At 66.7% G+C, this 23325-nt stretch carries 25 protein-coding genes; 11 read left to right on the plus strand and 14 right to left on the minus strand.

All coding sequences use genetic code 11. The features are described 5' to 3' along the window. Positions 1-305: 305 nt before the first annotated feature. Positions 306-3941 (minus strand): methionine synthase, encoded by a 3636-nt coding sequence (gene metH / locus E3O06_RS01405; RefSeq protein ID WP_134501256.1) that lies wholly within the window; start codon positions 3939-3941, stop codon positions 306-308. Between the two features lie 356 nt (positions 3942-4297). On the opposite strand from metH, the gene E3O06_RS01410 reads away from it, so the two are divergent. From E3O06_RS01410 to E3O06_RS01420, 3 genes are read left to right on the plus strand one after another with little or no spacing between them, the layout of a single operon-like run. Further along, complete coding sequence (locus tag E3O06_RS01410) at positions 4298-4792, plus strand: hypothetical protein (protein ID WP_134501257.1); 495 nt, start codon at positions 4298-4300, stop codon at positions 4790-4792. Further along, the gene (locus tag E3O06_RS01415; protein WP_134501258.1) at positions 4792-5796 is read left to right on the plus strand and encodes an MAB_1171c family putative transporter; all 1005 of its coding nucleotides are present in this window, start codon (positions 4792-4794) and stop codon (positions 5794-5796) included. The genes E3O06_RS01410 and E3O06_RS01415 overlap by 1 nt, the downstream gene beginning before the upstream one ends. After that, entirely contained in the window at positions 5793-6227 is a 435-nt protein-coding gene (locus E3O06_RS01420; protein ID WP_134501259.1) for a hypothetical protein, read from the plus strand. The genes E3O06_RS01415 and E3O06_RS01420 overlap by 4 nt, the downstream gene beginning before the upstream one ends. Positions 6228-6268: 41 nt before the next feature. Here E3O06_RS01420 and E3O06_RS01425 read toward each other — a convergent pair whose 3' ends face one another. Beyond that, a complete protein-coding gene (locus E3O06_RS01425) occupies positions 6269-6595 on the minus strand; it encodes an antibiotic biosynthesis monooxygenase family protein (protein ID WP_134501260.1) in 327 nt (108 codons plus the stop codon). Positions 6596-6760: 165 nt separating this feature from the next. Between E3O06_RS01425 and E3O06_RS01430 the strand changes: the two genes are divergently transcribed. Beyond that, positions 6761-7420 (plus strand): histidine phosphatase family protein, encoded by a 660-nt coding sequence (locus tag E3O06_RS01430; RefSeq protein ID WP_134501261.1) that lies wholly within the window; start codon positions 6761-6763, stop codon positions 7418-7420. Between the two features lie 45 nt (positions 7421-7465). Here the strand turns inward: E3O06_RS01430 and E3O06_RS01435 are convergent, their stop codons facing one another. The 3 genes from E3O06_RS01435 to E3O06_RS01445 form a co-directional block, all read right to left on the minus strand. After that, on the minus strand, positions 7466-7816 hold the full coding sequence (locus E3O06_RS01435) for an MmcQ/YjbR family DNA-binding protein (RefSeq protein ID WP_134501262.1): 351 nt from the start codon (positions 7814-7816) through the stop codon (positions 7466-7468). A gap of 31 nt (positions 7817-7847) precedes the next feature. After that, positions 7848-8846 carry an LLM class flavin-dependent oxidoreductase gene (locus E3O06_RS01440; RefSeq protein ID WP_134501263.1) on the minus strand — a complete coding sequence of 333 codons (999 nt, stop codon included), beginning with the start codon at positions 8844-8846 and terminating at the stop codon, positions 7848-7850. A 68-nt stretch (positions 8847-8914) separates the two neighbouring features. Further along, positions 8915-9385, minus strand: coding sequence for a methyltransferase family protein (locus E3O06_RS01445; protein ID WP_166788058.1), 471 nt, complete (start codon positions 9383-9385; stop codon positions 8915-8917). Between the two features lie 288 nt (positions 9386-9673). Here E3O06_RS01445 and E3O06_RS01450 point away from each other — a divergent pair, with 288 nt between their 5' ends. The 3 genes from E3O06_RS01450 to E3O06_RS01460 all read left to right on the plus strand — a co-directional run bounded on the left by E3O06_RS01450 (position 9674) and on the right by E3O06_RS01460 (position 11685). Further along, positions 9674-9868, plus strand: coding sequence for a hypothetical protein (locus E3O06_RS01450; RefSeq protein ID WP_134501265.1), 195 nt, complete (start codon positions 9674-9676; stop codon positions 9866-9868). Between the two features lie 154 nt (positions 9869-10022). Continuing rightward, entirely contained in the window at positions 10023-10883 is an 861-nt protein-coding gene (locus tag E3O06_RS01455) for a 3-methyladenine DNA glycosylase (protein ID WP_420898858.1), read from the plus strand. A 256-nt stretch (positions 10884-11139) separates the two neighbouring features. Continuing rightward, positions 11140-11685, plus strand: coding sequence for a hypothetical protein (locus E3O06_RS01460; RefSeq protein ID WP_134501266.1), 546 nt, complete (start codon positions 11140-11142; stop codon positions 11683-11685). Positions 11686-11741: 56 nt separating this feature from the next. On the opposite strand, the gene E3O06_RS01465 is transcribed toward E3O06_RS01460, so the two are convergent. Next, complete coding sequence (locus tag E3O06_RS01465; RefSeq protein WP_241979801.1) at positions 11742-12143, minus strand: ankyrin repeat domain-containing protein; 402 nt, start codon at positions 12141-12143, stop codon at positions 11742-11744. A 131-nt stretch (positions 12144-12274) separates the two neighbouring features. On the opposite strand from E3O06_RS01465, the gene E3O06_RS01470 reads away from it, so the two are divergent. Then, positions 12275-12907 (plus strand): hypothetical protein, encoded by a 633-nt coding sequence (locus E3O06_RS01470; protein WP_134501267.1) that lies wholly within the window; start codon positions 12275-12277, stop codon positions 12905-12907. Here the strand turns inward: E3O06_RS01470 and E3O06_RS01475 are convergent. Continuing rightward, complete coding sequence (locus tag E3O06_RS01475; protein ID WP_241979802.1) at positions 12900-13529, minus strand: phosphoribosyltransferase; 630 nt, start codon at positions 13527-13529, stop codon at positions 12900-12902. The genes E3O06_RS01470 and E3O06_RS01475 overlap by 8 nt on opposite strands. Positions 13530-13680: 151 nt before the next feature. Between E3O06_RS01475 and E3O06_RS01480 the strand changes: the two genes are divergently transcribed. Next, positions 13681-14457, plus strand: coding sequence for an alpha/beta fold hydrolase (locus tag E3O06_RS01480; protein WP_134501269.1), 777 nt, complete (start codon positions 13681-13683; stop codon positions 14455-14457). 3 nt (positions 14458-14460) lie between these two features. On the opposite strand, the gene E3O06_RS01485 is transcribed toward E3O06_RS01480, so the two are convergent. Both E3O06_RS01485 and E3O06_RS01490 read right to left on the minus strand, forming a co-directional pair. After that, on the minus strand, positions 14461-14892 hold the full coding sequence (locus tag E3O06_RS01485) for a VOC family protein (RefSeq protein ID WP_134501270.1): 432 nt from the start codon (positions 14890-14892) through the stop codon (positions 14461-14463). Between the two features lie 47 nt (positions 14893-14939). Then, positions 14940-16322 carry a fibronectin type III domain-containing protein gene (locus E3O06_RS01490; RefSeq protein ID WP_241979803.1) on the minus strand — a complete coding sequence of 461 codons (1383 nt, stop codon included), beginning with the start codon at positions 16320-16322 and terminating at the stop codon, positions 14940-14942. A 109-nt stretch (positions 16323-16431) separates the two neighbouring features. Between E3O06_RS01490 and E3O06_RS01495 the strand changes: the two genes are divergently transcribed. Continuing rightward, positions 16432-18291 (plus strand): DEAD/DEAH box helicase, encoded by a 1860-nt coding sequence (locus E3O06_RS01495; protein WP_134501272.1) that lies wholly within the window; start codon positions 16432-16434, stop codon positions 18289-18291. Positions 18292-18499: 208 nt separating this feature from the next. On the opposite strand, the gene E3O06_RS01500 is transcribed toward E3O06_RS01495, so the two are convergent. The 5 genes from E3O06_RS01500 to E3O06_RS01520 form a co-directional block, all read right to left on the minus strand. Beyond that, the gene (locus E3O06_RS01500; RefSeq protein ID WP_134501273.1) at positions 18500-19531 is read right to left on the minus strand and encodes an NADPH:quinone reductase; all 1032 of its coding nucleotides are present in this window, start codon (positions 19529-19531) and stop codon (positions 18500-18502) included. A 35-nt stretch (positions 19532-19566) separates the two neighbouring features. After that, positions 19567-19935 carry a nucleoside triphosphate pyrophosphohydrolase family protein gene (locus E3O06_RS01505; RefSeq protein ID WP_134501274.1) on the minus strand — a complete coding sequence of 123 codons (369 nt, stop codon included), beginning with the start codon at positions 19933-19935 and terminating at the stop codon, positions 19567-19569. Between the two features lie 121 nt (positions 19936-20056). Continuing rightward, positions 20057-20653, minus strand: a complete 597-nt coding sequence (locus E3O06_RS01510) for a DnaJ family domain-containing protein (protein ID WP_134501275.1) — start codon at positions 20651-20653, stop codon at positions 20057-20059. Positions 20654-20663: 10 nt separating this feature from the next. Next, positions 20664-21140, minus strand: a complete 477-nt coding sequence (locus E3O06_RS01515; RefSeq protein ID WP_134501276.1) for a GNAT family N-acetyltransferase — start codon at positions 21138-21140, stop codon at positions 20664-20666. A 160-nt stretch (positions 21141-21300) separates the two neighbouring features. Beyond that, a complete protein-coding gene (locus tag E3O06_RS01520) occupies positions 21301-22290 on the minus strand; it encodes an EamA family transporter (protein ID WP_134501277.1) in 990 nt (329 codons plus the stop codon). Positions 22291-22371: 81 nt separating this feature from the next. On the opposite strand from E3O06_RS01520, the gene E3O06_RS01525 reads away from it, so the two are divergent. Further along, a complete protein-coding gene (locus tag E3O06_RS01525) occupies positions 22372-22950 on the plus strand; it encodes a CGNR zinc finger domain-containing protein (protein ID WP_134501278.1) in 579 nt (192 codons plus the stop codon). Positions 22951-23325 lie beyond the last annotated feature (375 nt).

Here is a 23325-nt window from a genome sequence, read left to right on the forward strand (position 1 = left end):
TGCACGCCCCACAACGCCGGCACCAGCCGGCATCGTCGGGATCAATCATCTTCCCGACACCGGCGTCAAAAACTAACCCGAGTGACTCCACTCAGCTTGACATCGCGCGCAGACGCGCGGGAGGGGCCGCGCCGAACTACCCGCGCACTGGTGCAAGTCCCGCGCACTGGCGTAGCTCCCGCGCAACGTACCGACCTGTCCTTGGGGGTCGAGAGGTTGGGCGGTGACTTTTGGCGAGCGCTGCCCCTGGGGACGTGCGGATTACCTCGAACGCCTCACGAGATGGCTCACGGGCCGACGCTCCGCTAGACCGAGAAGTACTTCGCTTCCGGGTGGTGGAACACGAACGCGTCGGTCGACTGTTCCGGATGCAGCTGCAGCTCCTCGGACAGCACCACGCCCATCCGCTCTGGCTTCAGCAGCTCAACCACCTTGCGACGGTCCTCCATCTCGGGGCAGGCCGGGTAGCCGAGCGAGAACCGGGCACCGCGATACTCGAGCTTGAACATGCCGGCGATATCGGTGGGGTCTTCGCCGCCCACACCGAATTCCGAGCGGATGCGCGAGTGCCAGTACTCGGCCAGCGCCTCGGTCAGCTGCATGGTCAGTCCGTTGAGTTCCATGTAGTCGCGGTACTGGTTCGCGGCGAACATCTTCGCTGTGACCTCGTCGACGTGGGAGCCGGCGGTGACCAACTGGAGGGCGACGACATCCGTTTGGCCGCGCTCTCCTTTCTGCGGATCTGGGCGCCCGCGCACGAAGTCGGCCAGGCACAGGTGCTTGTCGCGGCGTTGCCGGGGAAAGTTGAAGCGCAGGCGGTCGGTGCCGAGTTCGCCGCCGGAGCCGCCATCGGGCGCGAGCAGGCCGGCCTGACCGACCAGGCCGGTGGGGTCGTCGCCGTGGTGCAGCACGACCATGTCGTCGCCCTCGGCGACGACCGGAAAGTAGCCGTAGGCGACGGAGGCGTCGAGCATCCCCTCTCCCAGGATGCGGTCGAGCCAGTAGCGCAGGCGCGGCCGGCCGACGGTGTCGACCAGTTCCTGATAGCTGGCGCCGTCCTCGGCGCGACTGGGCTTGAGCCCCCACTGCCCCATGAAGGTGGCTCGTTCGTCGAGGAACGCCGAGAAGTCGGCGAGCGCGACGCCCTTGACGATGCGGGTGCCCCAGAACGGCGGCACCGGAATGGGGTTGTCGCTCGCGACCTCGGAGCGGGCCGGCATTTCCTCGGGCTCGGTCAGGGTGAGCAGGCTCTTCTTGTGGATGCGCTTCTTGAGCGGTGGCAGCCCCACCGCACGAGGGTCGGCGCCGCGGGCGATGGCCACGAGCGGTTCCATCAGGGCGAGACCCTCGAAGGCGTCGCGGGCGTAGCGCACCTGCCCGGCGAAGACGCTGTCGAGGTCGTCCTCGACGTAGGACCGGGTGAGGGCGGCCCCGCCGAGCAAAATCGGCCATTTGCCGGCGAGTCCGCGCGACTCGAGTTCGAGCAGGTTCTCCTTCATCACCACGGTGGACTTCACGAGCAGCCCGCTCATGCCGATGACGTCGGCGTTGTGCTCCTCGGCAACGCGGATGAACTCAGCGATCGGCTGCTTGATGCCGATGTTGATCACGTCGTAGCCGTTGTTGGTGAGGATGATGTCGACGAGGTTCTTGCCGATGTCGTGCACGTCGCCGCGCACGGTGCCGAGCACGATCGTGCCCTTGCCGGCCGCTTCGGATTTCTCCATGTGCGGTTCCAGAAGCGCCACGGCGGCCTTCATGACCTCGGCGGATTGCAGCACGAACGGGAGTTGCATCTCCCCGCTGCCGAAGCGGGCACCGACGACCTGCATGCCCACGAGCAGGTGCACGTTGACAATGTCGAGCGCGCTCAGTCCCCCGGCACGGGCGAGGTCGAGGTCGGCCTCCAGCCCCTTGGCCTCGCCGTCGATAATACGGCGTTCGAGCCGTTCGCCCACCGGCAGGGCGGCCAGTTCGGCGGCGCGTTCGTCTTTCAATGCTGCGGAGTCGACGCCGGCGAACAGGTCGAGCAGCGCCACGAGCGGGTCGTAGGTGAGGGTACCGTCGACGTCGTATTCGCGGCGGTCCCAGACCAGGTCGAGGGCCACCTTGCGACGGTCGTCTGGTACCGAGGCGAGCGGCACGATCTTGGCCGAGTTGACAATGGCCGAGTCGAGGCCGGCTTCGGTGGCCTCGTGCAAAAAGACCGAGTTGAGCACCGAACGGGCGGCGGGGTTGAGGCCGAACGACACGTTCGACACCCCGAGGGTGGTGTGGATGCCGGGGTACTTCGCCTTGATCTGACGGATCGCCTCGATGGTCTCGATGCCGTCGCGACGGGTTTCCTCCTGGCCGGTCGCGATGGGAAAGGTCAGGGCGTCGACGATGATGTCCTCGACCCGCATGCCCCACACGTTCACGAGGGTCTCGACCAAGCGGGTGGCGATGCGCACCTTGTGTTCGGCGGTGCGGGCCTGGCCCTCTTCGTCGATGGTCAGGGCGATCACTGCGGCGCCGTGCTCCTTCACGAGCGGCATGATGCGGCCGAAGCGCGAGGTCGGCCCCTCGCCGTCTTCGAAGTTGACCGAGTTCACGACCGGGCGTCCGCCGATCAGTTCCATCCCGGCCTGCAGCACGGCCGGCTCGGTCGAGTCGACGACGAGCGGCAGCGTCGACGCGCTCGCGAGGCGGGAGACGACCTGTTTCATGTCGGCGACGCCGTCACGGCCGACGTAGTCGATGCAGACGTCGAGCAGGTGGGCGCCGTCGCGCACCTGACTGCGGGCGATGTCGACGCAGTCGTCCCAGTTCTCGGCGAGCATGGCATCGCGAAAAGCGCGGGAGCCGTTGGCGTTGGTGCGTTCCCCGATGGCGAGAAAGGCGCTGTCCTGGTCGAAGCTGACGTGCTGGTACAAGCTGGCGACGCCGGCATCCGCTTCGAGAACACGCGGCTTCACGGTGACTCCCCGCAACCGTTCGACCACCTTGCGCAGGTGTGCGGGAGTCGTTCCGCAGCATCCGCCCACGAGCCCCAGCCCGAATTCCTTCACGAACTGTTCGTGCGCCGTAGCGAGCTGGTCGGGGGTCAGCGGGTAGCTCGCGCCGGTCTTCGTCAGCTGCGGCAGGCCGGCGTTGGGCATACAGATCACGGGCACGCGCGAGAACTTGGAGAGGTGGCGCAGGTGCTCGCTCATCTCGGTCGGCCCGGTCGCGCAGTTCAGGCCGATCGCGTCGATGCCGAGGGGTTCGAGCGCGGTCAAGGCGGCGCCGATTTCGCTGCCCATCAGCATGGTTCCGGTGGTCTCCACCGTAACCTCGACGAAAATCGGCAAGCGGATGCCGGTATCGGCAATGGCCTGCTTGCATCCGTTCACCGCGCTCTTGGTCTGCAGCAGGTCCTGCGAGGTCTCGATGAGGAAGGCGTCGGCGCCGCCACGGATGAGGCCGAGCGCCTGCTCGGCGAAGGTGGCCTTCAGGTTCGCGTAGGTGGTGTGGCCGAGGCTCGGCAGTTTGGTGCCTGGACCCATCGACCCCAGCACCCAGCGCACGCGACCGTCGCCGGCTTCGAACTTTTCGGCGCTGGTGCGGGCGATCTCGGCGCCGAGCCGGGCGAGTTCCTCGATGCGGTCTTCGATGCCGTAGTCGGAGAGGTTCGACCAGTTGGCGCCGAAGGTGTTGGTTTCGATGGCGTCGATGCCGGTTTCGAGGTAGACATCGTGGATGGCCGCGATGATATCGGGGCGGCTCACGTTGAGGATCTCGTTGCAGCCCTCGAGCTGCTGGTAGTCGTCGAGGGTGGGATTGTGCTCCTGCAGCATGGTGCCCATGGCGCCGTCCGCGATCACCACGGAGTTCGTCACGGCATCCAGCAGGGCTTGGGCTCGAGCCGGGCGCGCCGCTTCGACGGGTATTTCGGCGGCAGTCGTTCGCTCAGTGCTCATTGGCTCAGCTTAACGGCGGGTGCGAAGGGTCGGCCGCGCCGAAGTAACGTTTCTTAGCCTGAGCGGATGCGCGCGGCTCAGACCGAGCGCGCCGCCGCAACTCGGCGCCCCATGGGGGCGCCGAGTGTCGTGCCGGCCGCGTGGCACGCGGCGACAGCTCGGAGTGGCGGCAGATCCTGTGCCAGGCACAGAAACAGAGCCCCCGCATTATTCACCACTCACGAGCGTCGCAGCAGCCGCTTCCCCCCGGAAGCCACGTTAGACATGTCTATCGTAACCTATCGGAGGGTCAGTGCAGGCATCCGCTGGCCGTACCCGACGGGAGGTAGGCTGAATGGGCAAATAGGGGGTATTCCATGAGCTACGCGTCACGCCAGAAACAGGCTCACACGCTGGTGGTCGCGCTAGGCCTGCCCCGACCCCTCACGGCCGAGCTGCTGCACCAGCACATGGAAACGGTGCGTGGAAAGAAGATCGTGGTGCAGCCCGCGACCCCACGTATGCTCGAGGCCGGGCTGTGCGGGCTCTGGATTGCCGTGGTCGGGGAAAGTTTTGAGCGGATCCACCATGCACCGACCACCTCCATGGTGCACCGTCAGCAGTTCATCAATCACGAATTCGGCCACATGATTCTCGACCAGGAGCAAGAGCTGCTCTCGGCGGAGCGGGTCGCTCTGCTCGCGCCGCTGATTCCGCTGGATGCCATCGCCCACGCACTCTCTCGCAGCCGGTTCACCGACGAGCAGGAGGCCCTCGCCGAGGCCATCGGCGATCAACTGGCCCTCATCATGCTGCACGACGGGCGCGAAGCAGCCCACGGCAGCCAAACCGGATTCGGACGAGTTCTCTAATGCAGGCGGTTCTGTTCGCACTCTCGGCGGTCTTTTGGATCGCCGCGGCGGTGTGTGTGCCGTCGGCCGTTCGCGGACGACGACGGCCGCTACTGCTGTTTCTGACGGTCTTCGCGCTGACCATGACGCTGATGCCCGAGCCGGTGTACCGGCCGGTGGATGCGCTGCTCGGCAACGGCAATGTGACCTATTTCATCTTCCACGCTTTGACCATTGTGGCCATCGCGCTCCTGGACGTCATCGTGCAGGAAGCCATGTCGCCACGCGGCCTCACCCGGGCGCGCAAGCGTGCCACGATGATGGTCAGCGCTGCGATCATCGCCCTGCAGGCTCTGTTGTTCTTCGGCAGTGACTGGCGGGTGACCGACGACATCGCAGCGTCCTTCATTCCCCGCTGGGACTTCACCGCGTACGCGGCCACCACCTGGATTGCGATGGGAATCTTTGCGGTATCCTTCGCCACGGCCTGCGTGGCCGACCTGCGTCGGCAACGCCGCCCGGTCACGCTGGTCTCGCTGAGCCTGGTGCTGCTCGCCTGCCTGGGCGTGCTCAGCTACGCCGTCATCAGCCTGACCAGTGCCGTGCTGGCCGTTCTGCACCCGGACTTCCTGCTGGTTGGCTGGGCGCGCACCACCTACAGCCTGACGCTTCTGCTGTCCCCCATCTTCCTCGTCATTGGGCTCGGGCTGTCGGCATCCGCTGACGGGCTGGCCGCCGCCCGAAAGAATTACCGCGACCGCGTGCTGCTCTGGCAGATCACGCCGCTCTGGCAACGCCTCCTGGCCGACACTCCCGAGCTCAGCATCGAACGGAAGCTCTCCTCCCGGCAACTGCTCACCGTGCGCCGTCCCGGAGTGCACCTGTATCGGCGGCACGTCGAAATCCGCGACAGCCTCCTGGTACGCCCCGGGCAGGCCATGACCCCCGCCGAACTGGCCGTGATCGACCGGGCCGAAGCGCGCACCCAGGCCCAAACATCCGCTCTCGCAGGGGTGGCCAAATGACCGCCGCACCCAACGCCGACGAGGTGAGCCCGCAGCTCGAACTGGCGCGCAAGCTCAACCTGCTGCTCGATGTCGTCGTGGCCGAGGGCAACACCCCCTACACCTATCGCCAGATCGAAGCGGGCTTGAACGAACGCGGCCTGACCCTCTCGCGCGCACGCTGGGCCTACATGATCACCGGCGAAGGCCCGCTGGTCACCGATCCGGCACTCCTCACCGGCATCGCCGACTTTTTCCGCATCCCCCCGGAATACATGCTCGGCGGGGACGGCGACCTGCCGGAACGCGTCGACGCGCAGCTCGCCTTCGTGAAGAGTCTGCGCGTTGCCCGCGTGGTGAGCTTTGCGGCGAGGATGCTCGGCGACGTCTCCCCCGAAACGCTCCGATCGATCACCGAGCTCCTGGCGAACGAGAGCCCCGACTCAGCGTAGGGTTGCGCGTCGACGGGGTCTCGTCCGGACTCCGCGTCCGGTCAGTGCCCGGTACCGCCGGCGATCGTGTACGACCACAACTCACTGCTCACCCCGACCGGTCGCACGGCCGGTTCGCCTTCCTTCGGCGTCTCACTGCGGTGCCCGTGGGAGAAGGACGGGGAGCTCAGCCAGGCCTGGAACGACTCCTCGTCGGCCCAGCGCGTCACGACGAGCCAGGTCAGGCGGTCATCCGTCGGCTTGAGCAGCTCGAAGCCCTCGAAACCGGGGCGGTCGTCGACGGCGCCCGCCCGGGCAGCGAACCGGCGGGCCAACTCGTCGCCGCCGTCGCTCGGTACGGTGATGGCGTTGATTTTGATGATCGTCATGGGACTGCTTCCTGTTCGAACGCTCGGAGGTATTTCCACCATGCTGCCACTTTCCGCTGCACGGACGCGCCATTCCGCTGGTACGACCGCGCCGGCGACGCAACCACTCCCCTGACCCGGCCGCGTTCCCCATGCTGCAAGGCCAATGCTTATGCTGGAGAGACTATGCGACTTCTCCTGATCCGCCATGGCCAGACTCCCGGCAACGTTCTCGGGCGGCTCGACACCGAGCGTCCCGGTCCGGGATTGACCGACCTCGGCCTGCGCCAGGCCGCCGCTATTCCGGAGGCCCTGCGCTCCGACCCGATCGACGCCATTTTCGTGTCGACCCTGCTGCGCACTCAGCTGACGGCGCATCCGCTCGCCGCCGATCGCGGCCTCGATCTGCAGGTCGCGGCCGGGTTGCACGAGATCGAAGCTGGCGCCCTCGAGGGGCTGCGCGATCGGGCCTCCGTGCGCACCTATCTGGAAACCGCGGTGGCCTGGGGCTCCGGCGACCTCGACAAGCGGATGCCCGGCGCTCACGACGGTCACGAATTCTTCTGGCGGTTCGACGCCGACATCGCTGTAGCGGCCGCGGACGCCGACGTCGCCGCTGTCTTCAGCCACGGCGCGGCCATTCGTGTGTGGACCGCAGCCCGCGCTCAGAACGTGCCGGCGACCTTTGCCGGCGAGAACGAGCTCGACAACACCGGTGTGGTCGAGCTGACCGGCTCGCCCGAAGAGGGCTGGACTCTGCTGTCGTGGGCGGGCCTTCCCGTGGGCGGTATGGCCCTCGCCGATCTGAGCGCCGCCGATCCGTTGGGCGAGCCGCTCGACGACTGACCAGGCCGCCCTTCCGTGCGCCAGCGCTGGTCGAGCAATTGGAATCTATTGCGGCTTGGCTCGAGGCACCCGCGGGCGCACGAGCGCGTGGCTGTCGCGCAGCAGCTGTTCGACGAGCTCAGCGGGAACGTGGCCGTCGAGCACGATCGTGATCCAGTGCTTCCTATTCAGGTGATAGCCCGGCGTGATCCACAGCGCAAACTCTTGCCGCAGGGCGCGGCTCTCCTCTGGATCGCACTTGAGCGACACCGTGAGCGGCTCGCTCGCAAGGACCGCGAGGGCAAAAATCTTGCCGTTGCCGCTGGTCTTGAACACGCTCGTCTCCTCGCCGAACGGAAACGTTTCGATGGCCTGGGGCAGGCTCAGGCAGAGATCGACGAGCGCGTCCGGGGTCATGCTGCGACCCTAGTACCCCTGGGCAGCACAACTAGGCGGCGACGAGGCTCATGGCGTCGGCGGTGAGTTCCACCGAGCGCAGGCGGCCGGCGATGAACGGTGACTGGTGGGCGAGGATGAGTTCGTCCGCCTGCGTTCCCTCCGCGAACTCCTCGAGGTAGGCACGCACCTCGTCCGCCGTGCCGACGGCCGAATACCGCATCATGTTGGCGATGTTGCGGCCCTCCGGCGTCGTCAGGAAGACGTCGATCTGGTCGTCGCTGTACTCGGGGGTCGCCGGCCCGCGAGAGAGCATGCCGCGCACCCGGGTGCGGCGGGTCGTTTCGAACTGCTGCACGGCATCCGCTTTATCGTCGGCCGCAATCACGTTGGCCGCCACGATGAGGTGCGGCGCTGCCAGCTGCTCCGACGGCGTGAAGTCGCGGCGGTAGAGCGCGATGGCGTCGTGCAGCGCGTCGGGCGCGAAGTGCGATGCGAAGGCGTAGGGCAGCCCGAGCGCGGCAGCGAGCCCGGCGCCGAACAGCGACGACCCCAGAATGTACAGCGGCACATTGGTGCCGGCGCCGGGTACGGCCTGCACGCCCGGCACGATCGACTGGCCGCGCAGGTAGGCCTGCAGTTCCATGACGTCCTGCGGAAACTGGTCGGACGCGCGCGGGTCGCGGCGCATCGCCCGGGCGGTGTTCTGGTCGCTGCCGGGCGCACGCCCGAGGCCCAGGTCTATGCGGTCGGGGTAGAGCTCGGCGAGGGTGCCGTACTGCTCGGCAATGACGAGCGGGGAGTGGTTGGGCAGCATGACGCCGCCGGATCCGAGCCGGATCGTGGCTGTCTGCCCGGCGACGTAGCCGATCAGAATGCTCGTCGCCGACGACCCGATGGTCGGCATGTTGTGATGCTCGGCATACCAGACGCGCTCGTACCCGTGTTTTTCGGCCGTTTGCGCGAGCGCGACACTCGCCGCGAAGCTCTCCCGAGCGGTCTGCCCGGGGGCAATCGGAGCGAGGTCAAGAATGGAGAGCGGAATAGTCATACTGGGGGCAACACCGCCGCACCGAATTCGTTACCCGGTTCGGCCGACGAACGCGAAATTGCCGCGACTCACCCGCGCTCGGCGAATCGACCGACACCGGGCATGAAGCGCCCGACCCGCGTGCCATAGGAGCGGTAATCGGGGTGCCCGGCCACGAGCATCCGCTCTTCCCACCGGGTCTTGAACGAGAGCAGCCCGACCAGCGCGACCCACACCACAATGTGCCAGGCGGAGGCCCCCACCAGCACGAGCGCGACGCCGCCGGTCATGAGTCCCGCGTAGATGGGGCTGCGCACGAGCCCGTACACCCCTGTGGTGACCAGCGGGGCTTCCTCGCGTGGAATCGGACTCGCGGTCAACGCCGGCCCCAGCCCGACGACGCCGAGCACCGCGAGTACGGCGCCGACCAGCCCCAACACGATCGCGGCCACGATCACCCCGATGCTCGTCGACCAGAGCGTGCCGCGCGGCAGGAAGATCAGAGCCGCCAGGAGAAGAAATTGCCCGGTGACCAGGCTGAGTGCGAGTGCACGTTTCATAGTTCGAGGGTACGCCCGGGAGAGAAGGGTGCCAACGCAGGTTAACCACACATCACCAGCGTGTAACGAAATGAAACATTTTCGCCTTCTTGCAACCGTTCTGCACGCGGGCGACTTACCCTCGTACGCACAGACCAGCTCCGCCAGCATCGCCGGAGAGTGACATCGGGCCTCGATCCCGATCGCGTGCCAACAATTCGCGCCTGATCGATTCGAGGCACAGGCCTGCTCCGGCAGGTGCATTCGCCCGGCACCTCAGACGAGATGCCCCGCCGAAGTGGAACCACCATGACCGACGACGAACTCCTGCTTGAAATCGACTACACCGGCTACGACAGTTCCTGCCGCGACCCGCACATCACGCCGGCCGAGGACCTCGTCGAGTGCCGCCGCCTGCGCGGCCACGGTAATGAACCACACGGTACCCGGGCCGGCATGCGTGCCATCCGCTGGCAGGCCGGCGCCACTCCCCTGGCCGCCTAGCTCGCTCGCCGTACAAGCGGATGCGCATTCCCGGCCCCTCCCACAGGGCAACGCGTGAACAGCACGGTTCCTGGCAGTTTCGTAATGAGAAAGTGGCGAGAAATTCCGGCCAGCTGAAGGCGGGGCTTCACGATTCCAGGCGTAGTGTCGATGGGTGCAACTGACTGACCAGACCCGGGTGCTCGGGGCCGCCGAATGGCTCGCCCTCGAGCAGGCCCACGAGGAACGCGCCGATGCCTTCACGCGTGGCCGTCGCGAGCGCGCAGCTACCGGCCAGACGCATCCGGTCGACGATTTTTTGTTCACCTACTACCCGTTTCGTCCCGGCCTGCTGCGCCGCTGGCATCCGGGTGCCGGCGTGCTGCTGCAGGGGGCCGCGGACTACCCCCGTGCCAGTTGGAAGTGGTACCGGCGCAACGGCAGCGACAGCCGAGTGGATGTCGCGGCCTTCTCCGAGAAAAACGAGCGCGTCATCCGTTTCATCGGTTCACTGCTGAGTTCGACCAGGCAGCGACCCGCCCACTTCGGCTGTTTCGGTCTGCACGAGTGGGCCATGGTCTACCGCCAGGGTGAGCACCGCCACGTTGCGCCGCTGCGCCTCGGCCAGGGCGACACCGACGCCGTCATCGACGGCAACCGTGTGGCCTGCAGCCACTTCGACGCGTTTCGGTTCTTCACCCCCGCAGCCATCCCGCTGAACCAGCTGGAGCCCTCCCGGGAGAACCAGCCACTGCTGGAGCAGCCCGGCTGCCTGCACGCCGGCATGGACATCTACAAGTGGGTGATCAAGCTCGGCCCTCTGGTTCCCGGCGAGGTACTGCTCGATTCCTTCGAGCTCGCCCGAGACATTCGCCAGCTCGACATGGAGGCCTCCCCCTACGACCTAAGGGAGTGGGGCTACGAGCCGGTCACGGTCGAGACTCCCGCCGGCAAGGCCGAGTATGTGCGCCGGCAGCGCGGTTTCACCGAGCGCAGCAACGTCTTGCGTGACCGCGTCGTGGGCCTGCTCCTCTAGAACTTGCCCTCGCTCGCCGTCGCGACGGGCAACGCTCACCGGTTGCCAGCCTCTTCTCAGGTTGAACCACCGCCGTGAGCGGATGCCCCCCACGGCGGCGATCGGCTCGCGTCACGGTGTGCAGGACCCGCGCCAAAAAACGATGCACGACACCCATTTGGGGTGCGTCGACCAAACCGGATGAGGCGGGGCTCCGGACCATCTGTGCGGCCCGGGTGAACATCGGGCCGGAACAGAACAACGAATAGGAGCTCACATGAACACGATCACGAAGCACACGAACGTTCGCAAGATTACCGCGCTGGGAATCACCGGCGCCGCAGCATCCGCCCTCATCATCGGCGGTTTCGTCGCCCCGGCCCAAGCCTTCGACGGCGAGAGCACGAGCACCACCACCAGCACGAGCACCGACAGCTCGTCCGAACAGAACCGCCTCGACATCATCGGCGATCTGTTCAACCTCTCGGGCAACGACACGACCGGTAACGGTGTTCTCGGCAATGACACTTCACCAGGCGGCGTAGCCAACGGCGGCCTCGTGAACGGCGGAGTCGTGAACGGACCGCTCGTGAACGATTCCCTCAACAACGACGTCGGTGATGTTGCCTCCGGCAACGAGGTCGGCAACGGCAACGACGTGGTCGCTCCGATCGAAGCGCCCGTCACCGCCCCGGTTGATGCCGGAAACGGCACCGACGTCGGAACGGACGTCGGCGGCGTCGATGTGGAGAACATCGACGGCTCGGTCGACTCGATCGTCAATGACGTTCTCGGCGACCTCGGACTCGGGCTGGGCCGCTAACCTGATTGTATAAATGAGGGCGTCTCCCATCCGGGAGGCGCCCTTGTTCCGGCTACTCAGTCGCGAGGGTACGACTCGATGATCTCGCGCATGCGCGGCAGGCCGAACTGGTCGGCGATGGCCACGCCGCTGTGCGTGCCGAGGCGAGGGTCGGCATCCGCTTCGAGCAGCAACCGCAGAATCGCCTCATTGCCCCGAAAGACCGCGCAGGAGATGGCGGTCTGGCCCATGGCATTGACAACGGATGCGTCCGCCCCGCGCCGAAGCAGCTCACCGACGGTCTCGGCGTGCTGCTGGTAGGCCGCGACGATCAGCAGCGTGTCCCCGCGGGCGTTGACGACGTTGAGGCCGACTCCGGCGTCGATCATTTCGCCCAAGGGGCCGGTGAGGCCGTCGCGGGCGAGGTCGAAAACGCCCTCGATGACCTCGGGGCTGAGCCCGGATGTGTTCTCGTTCACTGACTGCTCCCGCTCGCTCTTCTGTGTGCCCAGCGTAACCGGCGCCAGGCCTCCACCGCGAAAACGTCACGATTCGGCGACCAACTCCACTGGCGCTGGCGACACTCTCGGGTCGATGCCACACTCAGAGCATGAGACCTCGATCGCTCGTCTTCGCCGCGTTCGCCGCCACCGGGCTCGTCACGATTGCCGCGTGCGCGGGCGACGCGGTACCCGGCGCAGAGGTTCCGAGAACGCTGCCGCCGTACCTCGCTTTTCCGCAGCCCACGCTGACGAGCGACGAACTGGTCGGCCAGGGCACGGTCTTGCAACAGGGCGAAGCCGAGCCGCAACTCTGCCTGGGCCCGATCTTGGAGTCCTATCCGCCGCAGTGCAGCGGCCCGACGATTCTCGGCTGGGACTGGGCCCAGGCGCAGTATTCCGAAACTGCGTCGTCGGTCACCTGGGGCACCTACGCCGTGTTCGGCACCTGGGACGACACCGCCTTCACCCAGACCCAGCCGCCGATTCCCCTGTCGCTGTATTCGCCGATCGGGTCCCCCGATCCGCGCCAGGACCCGGAGAACGCGGGCGCGAGCGACGACGCCACCCTCCAGACCATTCAAGACGGACTCAACCAACCGCAGATACTGACCTCGATGCCGATGAACGGATACCTGTGGGTGTCTGTGCTCTACGACGATGGCACCATCCAGAAGTTCATCGACGAGAAGAACGGCCCGGACGTCGTCATCGTGCAGTCCGCCCTGCGGTCGATCAGCTGACCGTCTCCGCGGCGAGCAGGGCCACAACCTCGGCGTCGGTGGTCGCTCGAAAATCCCGGTAGTGCGCACCGACCGCCCAGAACTCTGCGGGCTGCACCACGCTGACGATCTCGTCGGCACCCAGCCGAAGGTCCGCGCCGGCTGGAGCGACGGGGACGGCCACCACGACCCGCAGGGCGCCGAGCTGTCGAGCTACCTCGCAGGCGACGCGGGCCGTGGCACCGGTCGCGATGCCGTCATCGACGATGATCACCACCCGGCCGTACAGCTCGCACCGCGGCCGACCGCCGCGAAACAGCGTTTCCCTGGCCTCGAGCAGCGCCCGCTCCCGGTCTTCGACCGTGCGCAGTTCCCCCGCGCTCACGCCGACGTGCCGAACGATATCGTCGTTGAGCACCCGCTTCCCGCCCTCGCCGATGGCGCCCATGGCCACCTCGGAATCAACCGGCAGACCGAGCTTCCGCACCACGATAACGTCCAGCGGCGCGTGCAACGCCCGCGCCACCTCGTACGCCACGGGCACTCCCCCGCGCGGCAGCCCCACGACCACCGGGTCGCTGGGTCGCAGGTACGTTAGCCGCGCGGCCAGCTGGCGCCCGGCATCCGCTCGATCAGCGAACACGACCCTCACCGTACTTTCCGACACCGCCACGGCTGCCGGTCACAGCGGGCCTGGTTGCGGCCCAGAGTAGTCTTCCTGTGCGGCCTCGGGTAGGGCACGGGCAGGCGAATCTGGGGAAACGGTGCCGCCGCATCCGTGGTGAAATAGGGGAATGTTGCACCGAAGCGCCCCCGAGCACCGTTTTGTCCCGTCCCTCGACGGGGTGCAACTGGCCACCTACGAGCTGGGTGACCCCGATCATCCGACCGTGCTCGTGGTGCACGGCTTCGCCTCGAGCGCGATCGCGAACTGGCACGCCACCGGCTGGACGCGCGACCTGACCCGGGCCGGCTTTCACGTGATCGGCATCGACCAGCGCGGCCACGGCGCGAGCGACAAACCGCACTCGGCCGAGGCCTACACGATGGAACTACTCGTCGGCGACGTCGAGGCCGTGCTCGACGCCTACCTGCTCACCGAGGTGCGCTACGTCGGCTATTCCCTCGGCGCCCGGGTCGGCTGGCAGGCCGCCCGCGAGCTCGGCGGGCGCATCACGCAAGCGGTTCTCGGCGGCATCCCCGACGGCGATCCGCTGAAACGCTTTCACATAGCGGATGCCCGCGCCCACCTCGAGCACGGCGCCGCCGTGACCGACCGCCTCACCGGCGCCTATCTCACGATGGCGAAGGCCTTGCCGGGCAACGATCTCGCGGCACTCGTCGCCCTCGTCGAAGGCATGCGTGACGGCCCGCAGCCCGGACCGACCAACGCCCCCGCCCAGCCGCTGCTGTTCGCAACCGGCAGCGAAGACAGCATTCTCGCCGCCTCGCGGGCGCTGGCCGAGGCGACGCCGAACGGGAGTTTCTTCGAGATTCCCGGCCGCAACCACTTCAACGCACCCACGTCGCGGCCGTTCCGCGAGGCGGCGATCGCCTTCCTCAAGCCCTAGTCCTCAGCCGAGCGAAACGGTTCCATCGTCGGCGACGTGCCAGCCCGGGTTGTGCGCGATCTCCCAGATGACGCCGTTCGGGTCGGCGACGTGCCCGTGAAAGATGCCGCCGAACGCGCCGTCCTGGGCGGGTTTGAGCACGGTGCCGCCCGCGGCCGCCATCGCGGCGATCGTGGCGGTGACCTCCTCCCGGCTGCCGAGATTGTGCGCGAGGGTGATGCCGCTGGCCCCGGTGGTCGTGTGTTCGCGCTGCAGGTCTTCGTCAAACTTCTCAGCGTCGAACAGGCCGAGCATCAGGCCGGGCCCCACCTGGAAGAACACGATCTCGCCGGGAACGTCCATCAGCGGAGTCCAGCCCAAGCCGTCGCGATAGAAGGTGCGCACCATTTCGAGGTCGCTCGTGGCCAAGGAAATGAAGTGCACGCGTTGTTCCATGAGATCAGTCTTTCAGAGGTGCCCGTGCTTTACCGGGAGGCCCCGAACTAGCCTCGGGGTGTGACCGCCGTCGACCGTTTCCCGACCGGTCCGATTCCGACCCTGTTGGCCGCCGCCACATCAAAGGTGTACGAAGTGCCGTTCCTCAGCCCGGTCACCACCGTCGATTGCACCCGGCCGACCACGAGTTTTGTGGTCACGAGCTTCCCGCCCGCATAGGCTCGCACCCGATAACCGAGGATTGCAGCACCACCGTTGGTGGGGGCCGCCCAGCGAACCGTAGCGGAGGCCTTGCCCGCTGTCGGCGTTCCTATCGTCGGCTCCCCCGGGACCGTCCGAACGGGGATATGCACGGCGACGTAGTCGGCGTCTTCGACGCCGCCGAAGAGAAGGCCAGTCATCATGGTCATTGTGATCATTGGTGCTGCCCCTGGCTGCACGAAGTCTGATGTCGACGAGGAACCGTCGCGAACGGTGACCGTGATTTTACTCCCGTCGGCAGACACCGCAGAGGGCAGCGGAAGGTTGTCCAGCGAGTCGTCGTTGAGGTCGGATCCGAGAGTGACCTGCCGTGACACGAACGGTGCAGTGGTGCCCGTCCAGAATCCACGGGGGCCCGCCACCGTGACCAGGTCGCCCTTTCGTACCGTCAGAGTGGACGTTACCCAGTGCTGCTTGATGGAATACACCGTGTCAACATCTCCGCGAGCGAGGCTGAGGGCAGGAGCGCGCTCGCCGGTACGGGTACCACGCTCCAGAATCAGATTGGCCTCCAGGCTGTCCCCGGAGGGAAAGCCCACCTGCGGCGGCTGCGCTGATGCTCCGGCCCCTGAAAACGTTACCCCGTAGTATCCGGCGGCATGAAGTGGAACTCCGTTGTCCGACGGCCCGATCAAGGGTCGATGATCTGGCGTCACGGCGAAGAACCCGGCCGGCAAGGGGATCGTGACGCTGCGTTTCTGGGCGTCGAGCGATGCGGTGCCGCCCACGGTGAAGTTTTCGCCGTACAGGCTATAGCGCACGGTGGTGATGTTCAGTGCGGCGACGTCGGCCGGCAAGATAAAACGGACGCTCGTGCTCGATGTGGGCAGGCTCATGCGGTGATCGAGGAAACTGGCGTCGTTGTTAATGAACACCGAGTGCGAGTATGGCGCCGGCAGCGCTACGCTGTGGGTCCTCGTGCCGATCGCGGAGGCACTGGCAGCAACGGTTGTCAGACACAGCACCGTCGCCAACAGGGCAGCCATCGCTGCTCGCCAGCGGTTGAGGAGTTTCGTGTTTTGAGGAGAACCTTGCGTGAACATGTGGCGGAACCTTTCACCCAGCACTCGGCCCCCCTCCGGGCGACGCTGCCCGGAATGCAACGAGAATAGCGCGATCGCACCACCAATAGAGGTGTCCAGCCCCGCCGGTTTCGGCGGCAGCCGCAACCTCCCTCCCGCGCGACGGCAAGCGGATGCCGCGGCCGCGGGGATCCGCTTTATCGCGCGCCGGACGAGCCTTTACGCAGGGAGCGGCGGCGTCGACTACCGTTGTACTATGACCGCACCAGACACCACTGCGCAGAACGAGGCAGAAACTGCCACTGCAACCAAGACCTTTGCCGATCTCGGACTCAACGAAGCCATGCTCAAGGCGCTCAAAGTCGTCGGCTACGAAACCCCCTCGGCCATTCAGGCCGCCACTATTCCCCCGCTGTTGGAGGGTCGCGACGTTGTCGGACTCGCCCAGACCGGTACCGGCAAGACGGCCGCGTTCGCGCTGCCGATTCTGAACCGTCTCGACCTGTCGCAGAAGAACCCGCAAGCCCTCGTGCTCGCGCCCACCCGCGAACTCGCGCTGCAGGTCTGTGAGGCCTTCGAGAAGTACGCCGCACACATGCGCGGCGTGCACGTGCTGCCGGTCTACGGCGGACAGGGCTACGGCCAGCAGCTGTCAGCCCTGCGTCGCGGCGTGCACATCGTTGTCGGTACTCCCGGTCGCATCATGGACCACCTCGCCAAGGGCACCCTCGACCTCTCGGAGCTGAAGTTCCTGGTGCTCGATGAGGCCGACGAGATGCTCAACATGGGCTTCGTCGAGGACATCGAGACCATTCTCGCCGACACCCCGGACGACAAGCAGGTCGCGTTGTTCTCGGCCACGATGCCGGCGCAGATTCGCCGCATCTCCAAGAAGTATCTGCACGATCCCGAAGAGATCACGGTCAAGAGCAAGACCACAACCAGCGCGAACACTACGCAGCGCTACCTGATGGTGTCGTACCCGCAGAAGCTCGACGCGCTCACCCGAATTCTCGAGGTCGAGAATTTCGAGGGCATGATCATCTTCGCCCGCACCAAGAACGAGACCGAGCTGCTCGCCGAGAAGTTGCGTGCCCGCGGCTACTCCGCCATGGCGATCAACGGTGACGTGCAGCAGGTTCAGCGCGAACGCACAATTAATCAGCTCAAGAGCGGAAAGCTCGACATTCTCGTCGCAACGGATGTCGCCGCTCGCGGACTCGACGTCGAGCGCATCAGCCACGTGGTCAACTACGACATCCCGATCGACACCGAGTCCTACGTGCACCGCATCGGCCGCACCGGCCGCGCCGGCCGCTCGGGCGCGGCGATCAGCTTCGTCACCCCGCGCGAACGTCGCCTGCTCACCGCCATCGAGAAGGCCACCCGCCAGCCGCTCACCCAGATGCAGCTGCCGAGCGTTGAGGACGTCAACGTGACGCGCCTCACCCGCTTCGACGATGCCATCACCGCGGCCCTCGACGAGACCGACCGCATCAGCAAGTTCCGCGACATCATCGCGCACTACGTGTCCCACCACGACGTTCCCGAGGTCGACGTGGCCGCTGCCCTCGCCGTGGTGTCCCAGGGCGAGACTCCCCTGCTACTCTCCGCCGAGGACGTTCGGGCGCAGCAGCGCATCGAACGCGACGAGCGCGTCGAACGCTCGGAGCAGCGCGGCGATCGACCGGAGCGTGGCGGCCGCAACGACCGTTTTGGTCGCGACGACCGTGGCGGCAGCCGCGACGACCGCGGCAGCTATGCTCCGCGCGAAGACCGTCCGGTGCGCAGCGAACGCCCGGTGCGTTCCAGCGGCAAGCCGATGGCACAATACCGCATCGAGGTCGGCAAGCGTCACAAGGTGGAACCGCGTCAGATCGTCGGCGCCCTCGCCAACGAGGGCGGGCTGAGCCGCGACGACTTCGGGCACATCAAGATTCTGCCCGAGTTCTCGCTGGTCGAGCTGCCCGCTGACTTGTCGGGTGACGTGTTCTCGAAGCTGGAGAACACCCGCATCAGCGGCAAGCTCATCGAGCTGCGTGCTGACAAGGGCGGCGCCTCACGCTCCGCCGAGCAGGGCGACCGCCCGCCGCGCGCTCCGCGCCGCGAGTACTAAGGCCTGAGCCCACGAAAGCCCCCTCACCGTTTGCGGCGGGGGTGCTTTCTGCAGATTTGGCTACCGTGCAGCGCCCCGGCGCGCATAACTCCTGCAATTCGTACCGGGCCTGCCGCAGCACCCGCAGAACCACGTGGAAGTTCCGTTTGCGCCCCACAAATTGCAGGAGTTATGCGCCGGGCCGACTCCTGAACTCCGCCGCTGCGCGTCAGCCTGCGGAAACGTCGATGAGCACCTTGCCGGTGACGCCGCTCTCGACGAGGGCGTGGGCATCCGCTGTGTGGGCCAGGTCGAAGCGGTGCAGCGGCAGTCCCGCATCCGATCCGACGGGCAGAGCGCCGTCGACGAGTGCTTCGTTGATCGCTGCAGCGGCCTGCTGCACGACCTCGATGCCGACCGTGTACAGCAACACGAACTGGTAGCGCACGTTGAGACTGAAGTGCTTGCGCACGTCAAGGGTCATCTGGTCGCCGCCGTTGTTGGCGTAGACCGCGATGGATCCGCGGTTGCGAATGACCTGGAGGTCGAGTTCGGAGTTCTGGGCCGGGGCTACCTCGACGATGAGGTCGACGCCGTCGGGTGCGATGGCTCGGATTTTAGCGGCGACATCGGATTCGGTGTAGGTGACCACGTGGTGGGCGCCGGCGGCTGCGGCGAGGGCGGCCTTGGCTGCACCGCTCACTGTCGTGATCACCGCAGCTCCGGCCCAGCGCGCGAGTTGGATGGCGGCATGGCCGACGGCGCCGGCACCGCCCGCGACGAGCACGATTTTGCCGTCGAGCGCCCCCGGATGCAGACGCCGGGGGCCGTCCTCGGCCACGGTGAGGGCCCGGTAGGCGGTGATGGCCGGCACTCCGAGGCTGGCGCCCTGGTCGAAACTGGCCGGGGAAGGCAGCAGAAAGACGCGTTCCGCCGGCAGCACCGCGAGTTCCTGGGCGGTTCCGCTGTCAGCCCGCTGGTATGCGGCGAGGGCGAGCCAGACGCGGTCGCCGACGGCCACGTTCGAGACTCCGACTCCGACCGCGTCGACGAACCCCGCGCCGTCCTGGTTCGGGACGATGTCATCGAAAGCGAGCGCCTCCCCCGGTGCCGAGCCACGGCGCGACTTCCAATCGGTCGGATTCACCCCGCCCACCACGATTCGTACGCGCACTTCGCCGGCTCCGGGATCGGTTACCGGCCGTTCGACGAGGTGGAGCACGGACGGGGCACCGGTTTCGCTGTACACAATTGTCTTCATGTGAGAGCTAACGCCGGGGGCGCGGGAATGTTTCCCTAAAGCGCGGTGCGTTCGATCGTGGCTTCCAGGTTCTTACGAATGGTGCTCATCGTCTCGCTGAACGCCTGGTCGATGTCGATGTCGAGCTTGTTGGCGAGCACGAAGGTCCACCAGAGCGATTCAGCCAGCTTGTGCTTCAGTTCGGCGGTCGAGTCGCCGTCGATCGGCCAGGTGCCGTCGTGGGCGAGCAGCAGCCGACCGATATAACCGACATCGTTGGTGTAACCGATCGCCATTTCGTTGAGCGACCAGGTCTTGCCGTTGAAGCGTTGCTCAAGAATTTCATAGAGCGCTCGCACGCTCAGGGCTTCGGTGCTCGCAGCGGTCAGTCCGGTTTCGGGGGTGTGCGTCTGGGTATTCGTCATGGCAAGGCTTTCTCCTGGGCTGTCCAACGTTACGCGACGCGGTCACCAGAACATCGACATGCGCGAGCTTCGGCCGACCGTGATGCGCATGCTGGGGGCCAACGACCGCGGCGCTGCAGATTCAGCGAGGGCGAGCGCGGCGGCGTTCGCGCCAGGTCATGGCGGCGAACGCAGCCGCCTGCTGCTCGCGCTGCTGCCTGGCGGCCTCACTTCGTGCGGCCCGACGCTCCCGCCAGAGCGTGAGCTGTTCGTCCACGTCGCGGGTGGGGGTCACTACAGGCGGCCCACCCTGCAACTGCCGGCGCGCTGCCACGACGCGGCCGTTGAAATCGTTGAGAATCTCCATTACCGCGGCCTCGGACTGGGCGCCATCGAGGCGGGCATCAAGCTTGACGTTCTCGGTTCGCAGGGTGAGGGCGGGCGGCCCGAGCCCGGTGATCTTCTCGCTCTCGATCTTCTGGCGAATCCACCAATCCGGATCGTACCCGCGGTCGAGGTTCGTGAGCGGCTTACCGGCCCCGGGCAGGTTGTCGAACTCACCGCGACGAATGGCCTGCTGGATGGCCATTTCCACGTACTGGGCACGGGCTTCCATCATGGACTGCCCGGCGGTGTTCTGCTCCGGTTCGGGAGTGACCTGCGCGGGCGGCAGCATCCGCTCTATCTGGTATCGAGCCACGTTCAGTCGGGCGTCGCTGCGGTCTTTCTTGCCGGTCATGGCTTTCAGCCTAGATCGCGGGGTCAGCCAGCGCGCGGTGCATGATGAAGTTGGTCAGCCGCACACCGCCTTGCACCGGATACCGCTGCTCCAGAACGACGAAGCCAAACTTTTCGAAGAAGGGCCGCGCGACGAGACTGGCATGGGTCGACAACTCGGTCAGACCCCGGTCGTCGGCCCGCTCGAGAACCCAGCCCAGGAGCGCCGAGGCGACACCTCGCCGACCGAAATCGGGATCGACGAACAGCATGTCGATGTAGCCGCGGTCGTCGAGATCGGTGAATCCAACAACTTGAACGCCATTGGTCGCCACAACCGTCGCGGTCCGTGCTCGTTTGGCGGTCCAGGCCACGATGTCCATGTCGTCCGGAGCCCACGCGGCGATCTGCTCGGGCGTGTACCTGCTGCTCGCGGTGATACGAATCGCGCGCAGAAACACATCGAGGGTCGCTTCACCGTCGAGCACGGTGAAGGGGCGCAGGAGCATGGCACCGAGGTTAGCAAACTCGCTGTGTACGCTCTCCGGTCACCTTGCCGAAGCGGATGCTGCGCGCCTGGCTTCTAACAGGGAAGCAGACGGGCACGACCTGGCGATTGTTCTCTACCCCGCGTGACGTTTTGCCTCTTCGCGTTCGGCGGCTGACCATTCAGTGAGCGGATGCCGCGGCCGTCGCCTCACCCGAGGCGACGATCGCCACATCGTGCTGAGGCGGCTCTTCCGGCGGCAGCGCCTCGGCCCGTTCGGAGCGCACGGCCGCGATGCCGCCGAGAATGAGCAGTCCGCCGAGCAGCTGCAGGGGCGTGAGTTGCTCGCCGAGCAGCAGCCAGGCGAACAGGGACGCGAAGACCACCTCGAGCAGCCCGACGAACGACGCGAGCCGCGATCCCAGCACACCGGCCGCCGTGATCCCGGTGGCGTAGGCGATGGCCGTGCTGACCAGCACGAGCAGCACCACCGGCACCCACCACGGCGCCAGCGCACCGAACAGCGGCAGGTCGCCGAACGTCGCCGTGAACGAGAGCAGGCCGGTGGCCCCGAGCACACCGAGGATGACGCCGCCGACGATCAGGCCGAACGCCGCGAGTGCAACGGGCGGCAGGTCGCGGTCCGGGCGCGCGGCGATGAAGAAATAGGCCGCACAGCCGATCGCGGCGAGAAACGCGAAGGTCAGACCGATCGGGTCCACCGCCTGGATCGCTCCGGGGCCGATCACGAGCACGAGGCCGCCGACTGCAAGGGCCGAGCCGAGGAAGACGGCCGGGCGGGGCATCCGCTTGGAGACGGCCCAGGCGACGCCGACCAGAATCAGAGGAGCCAGAAATTCGATCAGCAGCGCGGTCGAGACCGGAATGGTCGAGATCGCCGCGAAGTAGGCGAGCTGGGTGCACGCGACTCCGACGACGCCCATGCCGAGCACCCGCCAACGCGCGAGCCAGAGCGCGGCCCAGCGCCCGCGCAGCGCCACAACCGCCAAGGGCAGCAGCACCAGTCCGGCGGTCAAAGCGCGCACCGTGACGGCGGCGGCCGGAGACCATCCGGCCTCGAGCAGTGGTTTCACGAGGGCGCCGGAGGTTCCGAAGGAGAGGGCCGAGAGCGCCGCGACGGCCAGGCCGCCGGGCAGTGAGGACAGCTTCATTGAAAATCCTTTGGTCGAGCCCGTCATGGTCTAAAGTGGTCTGTGCCACTGACAGTACGACCGAACCGACAAGGAGTCAACTTGCATTTTGCCCCTGACACGGAAGAGGCTCTCGAATTCGTAGTCCTGCTCGCCAACACCGACCCTGGTGCCTCCCGCAGCGGTCGCGACGAACTCGAAACACTCGCCGACCTCGCCGCGCTGCTCGCCCCGATCCCCTTCACCGGCCGCATCGACGGGGATGCCGCCGAACTGGCCGACGTACGGCAGACCCGTGCTCTGCTCCGCCGGGTCTGGACCCTCGACCGTGACGACGCCGTGGTCGAAGTCAACCGTATGCTGCGCGAGGCGAAGGCGCTCCCGCAGCTCGCGCGCCACGACGTGTCCGACTGGCACCTGCACGCGACAGTGCCCGAGGCGCCGCTCGGCGAGCGCATGCGCGTCGAGGCCGCCCTGGCCTTGATCGACGTGATCCGCAGCGATGAAATGGGTCGCCTACGCAGCTGTGAAGCGGATGGCTGCACCGGCCTGCTGCTCGACCTCTCCCGCAATGGGTCCAAGCGGTTCTGCAGCGTGCGCTGCGGTAACCGCATGAACATGATCGCGTTCCGCGAGCGAAAAGCCGGCGAGACCATTCCGCCTCAGCCTGCACACGAATGACGACGTCGCCGATCCTCTGACCGGACGTTACGTAGGCATACGCCTCTCGAATCTGTTCGAGTCGGCCACAAGACCGGTTTCGGCGATGGTCAGAAAGTCAGCGTGGGCGCCGCATTTCACGCCGTTGTAGCCGAATTCAGGTTGGCCGACCGTAAACGCAGTGACCTCGGCTCCGATGCCCGCCACCTCGCCGGCGAAATTGGCAGCCGAGAATCGTCGCCCTCGGTGCCCGCCGCCCAATGAACAGCCGTACGACCCGCGGCTTCCCGCGCAGAAAGCCGCAGTCCGTGCGGTAGACCATGCTCGCACGAACCTCAGCGCGCACCTTTTCGGCGAGCAGGCAGTCAATTTGGCCCATCACCTTCGTCCACGCCT

Source organism: Cryobacterium glaciale, from assembly GCF_004402535.1.
GTDB classification, from domain to species: Bacteria; Actinomycetota; Actinomycetes; order Actinomycetales; family Microbacteriaceae; genus Cryobacterium; species Cryobacterium glaciale.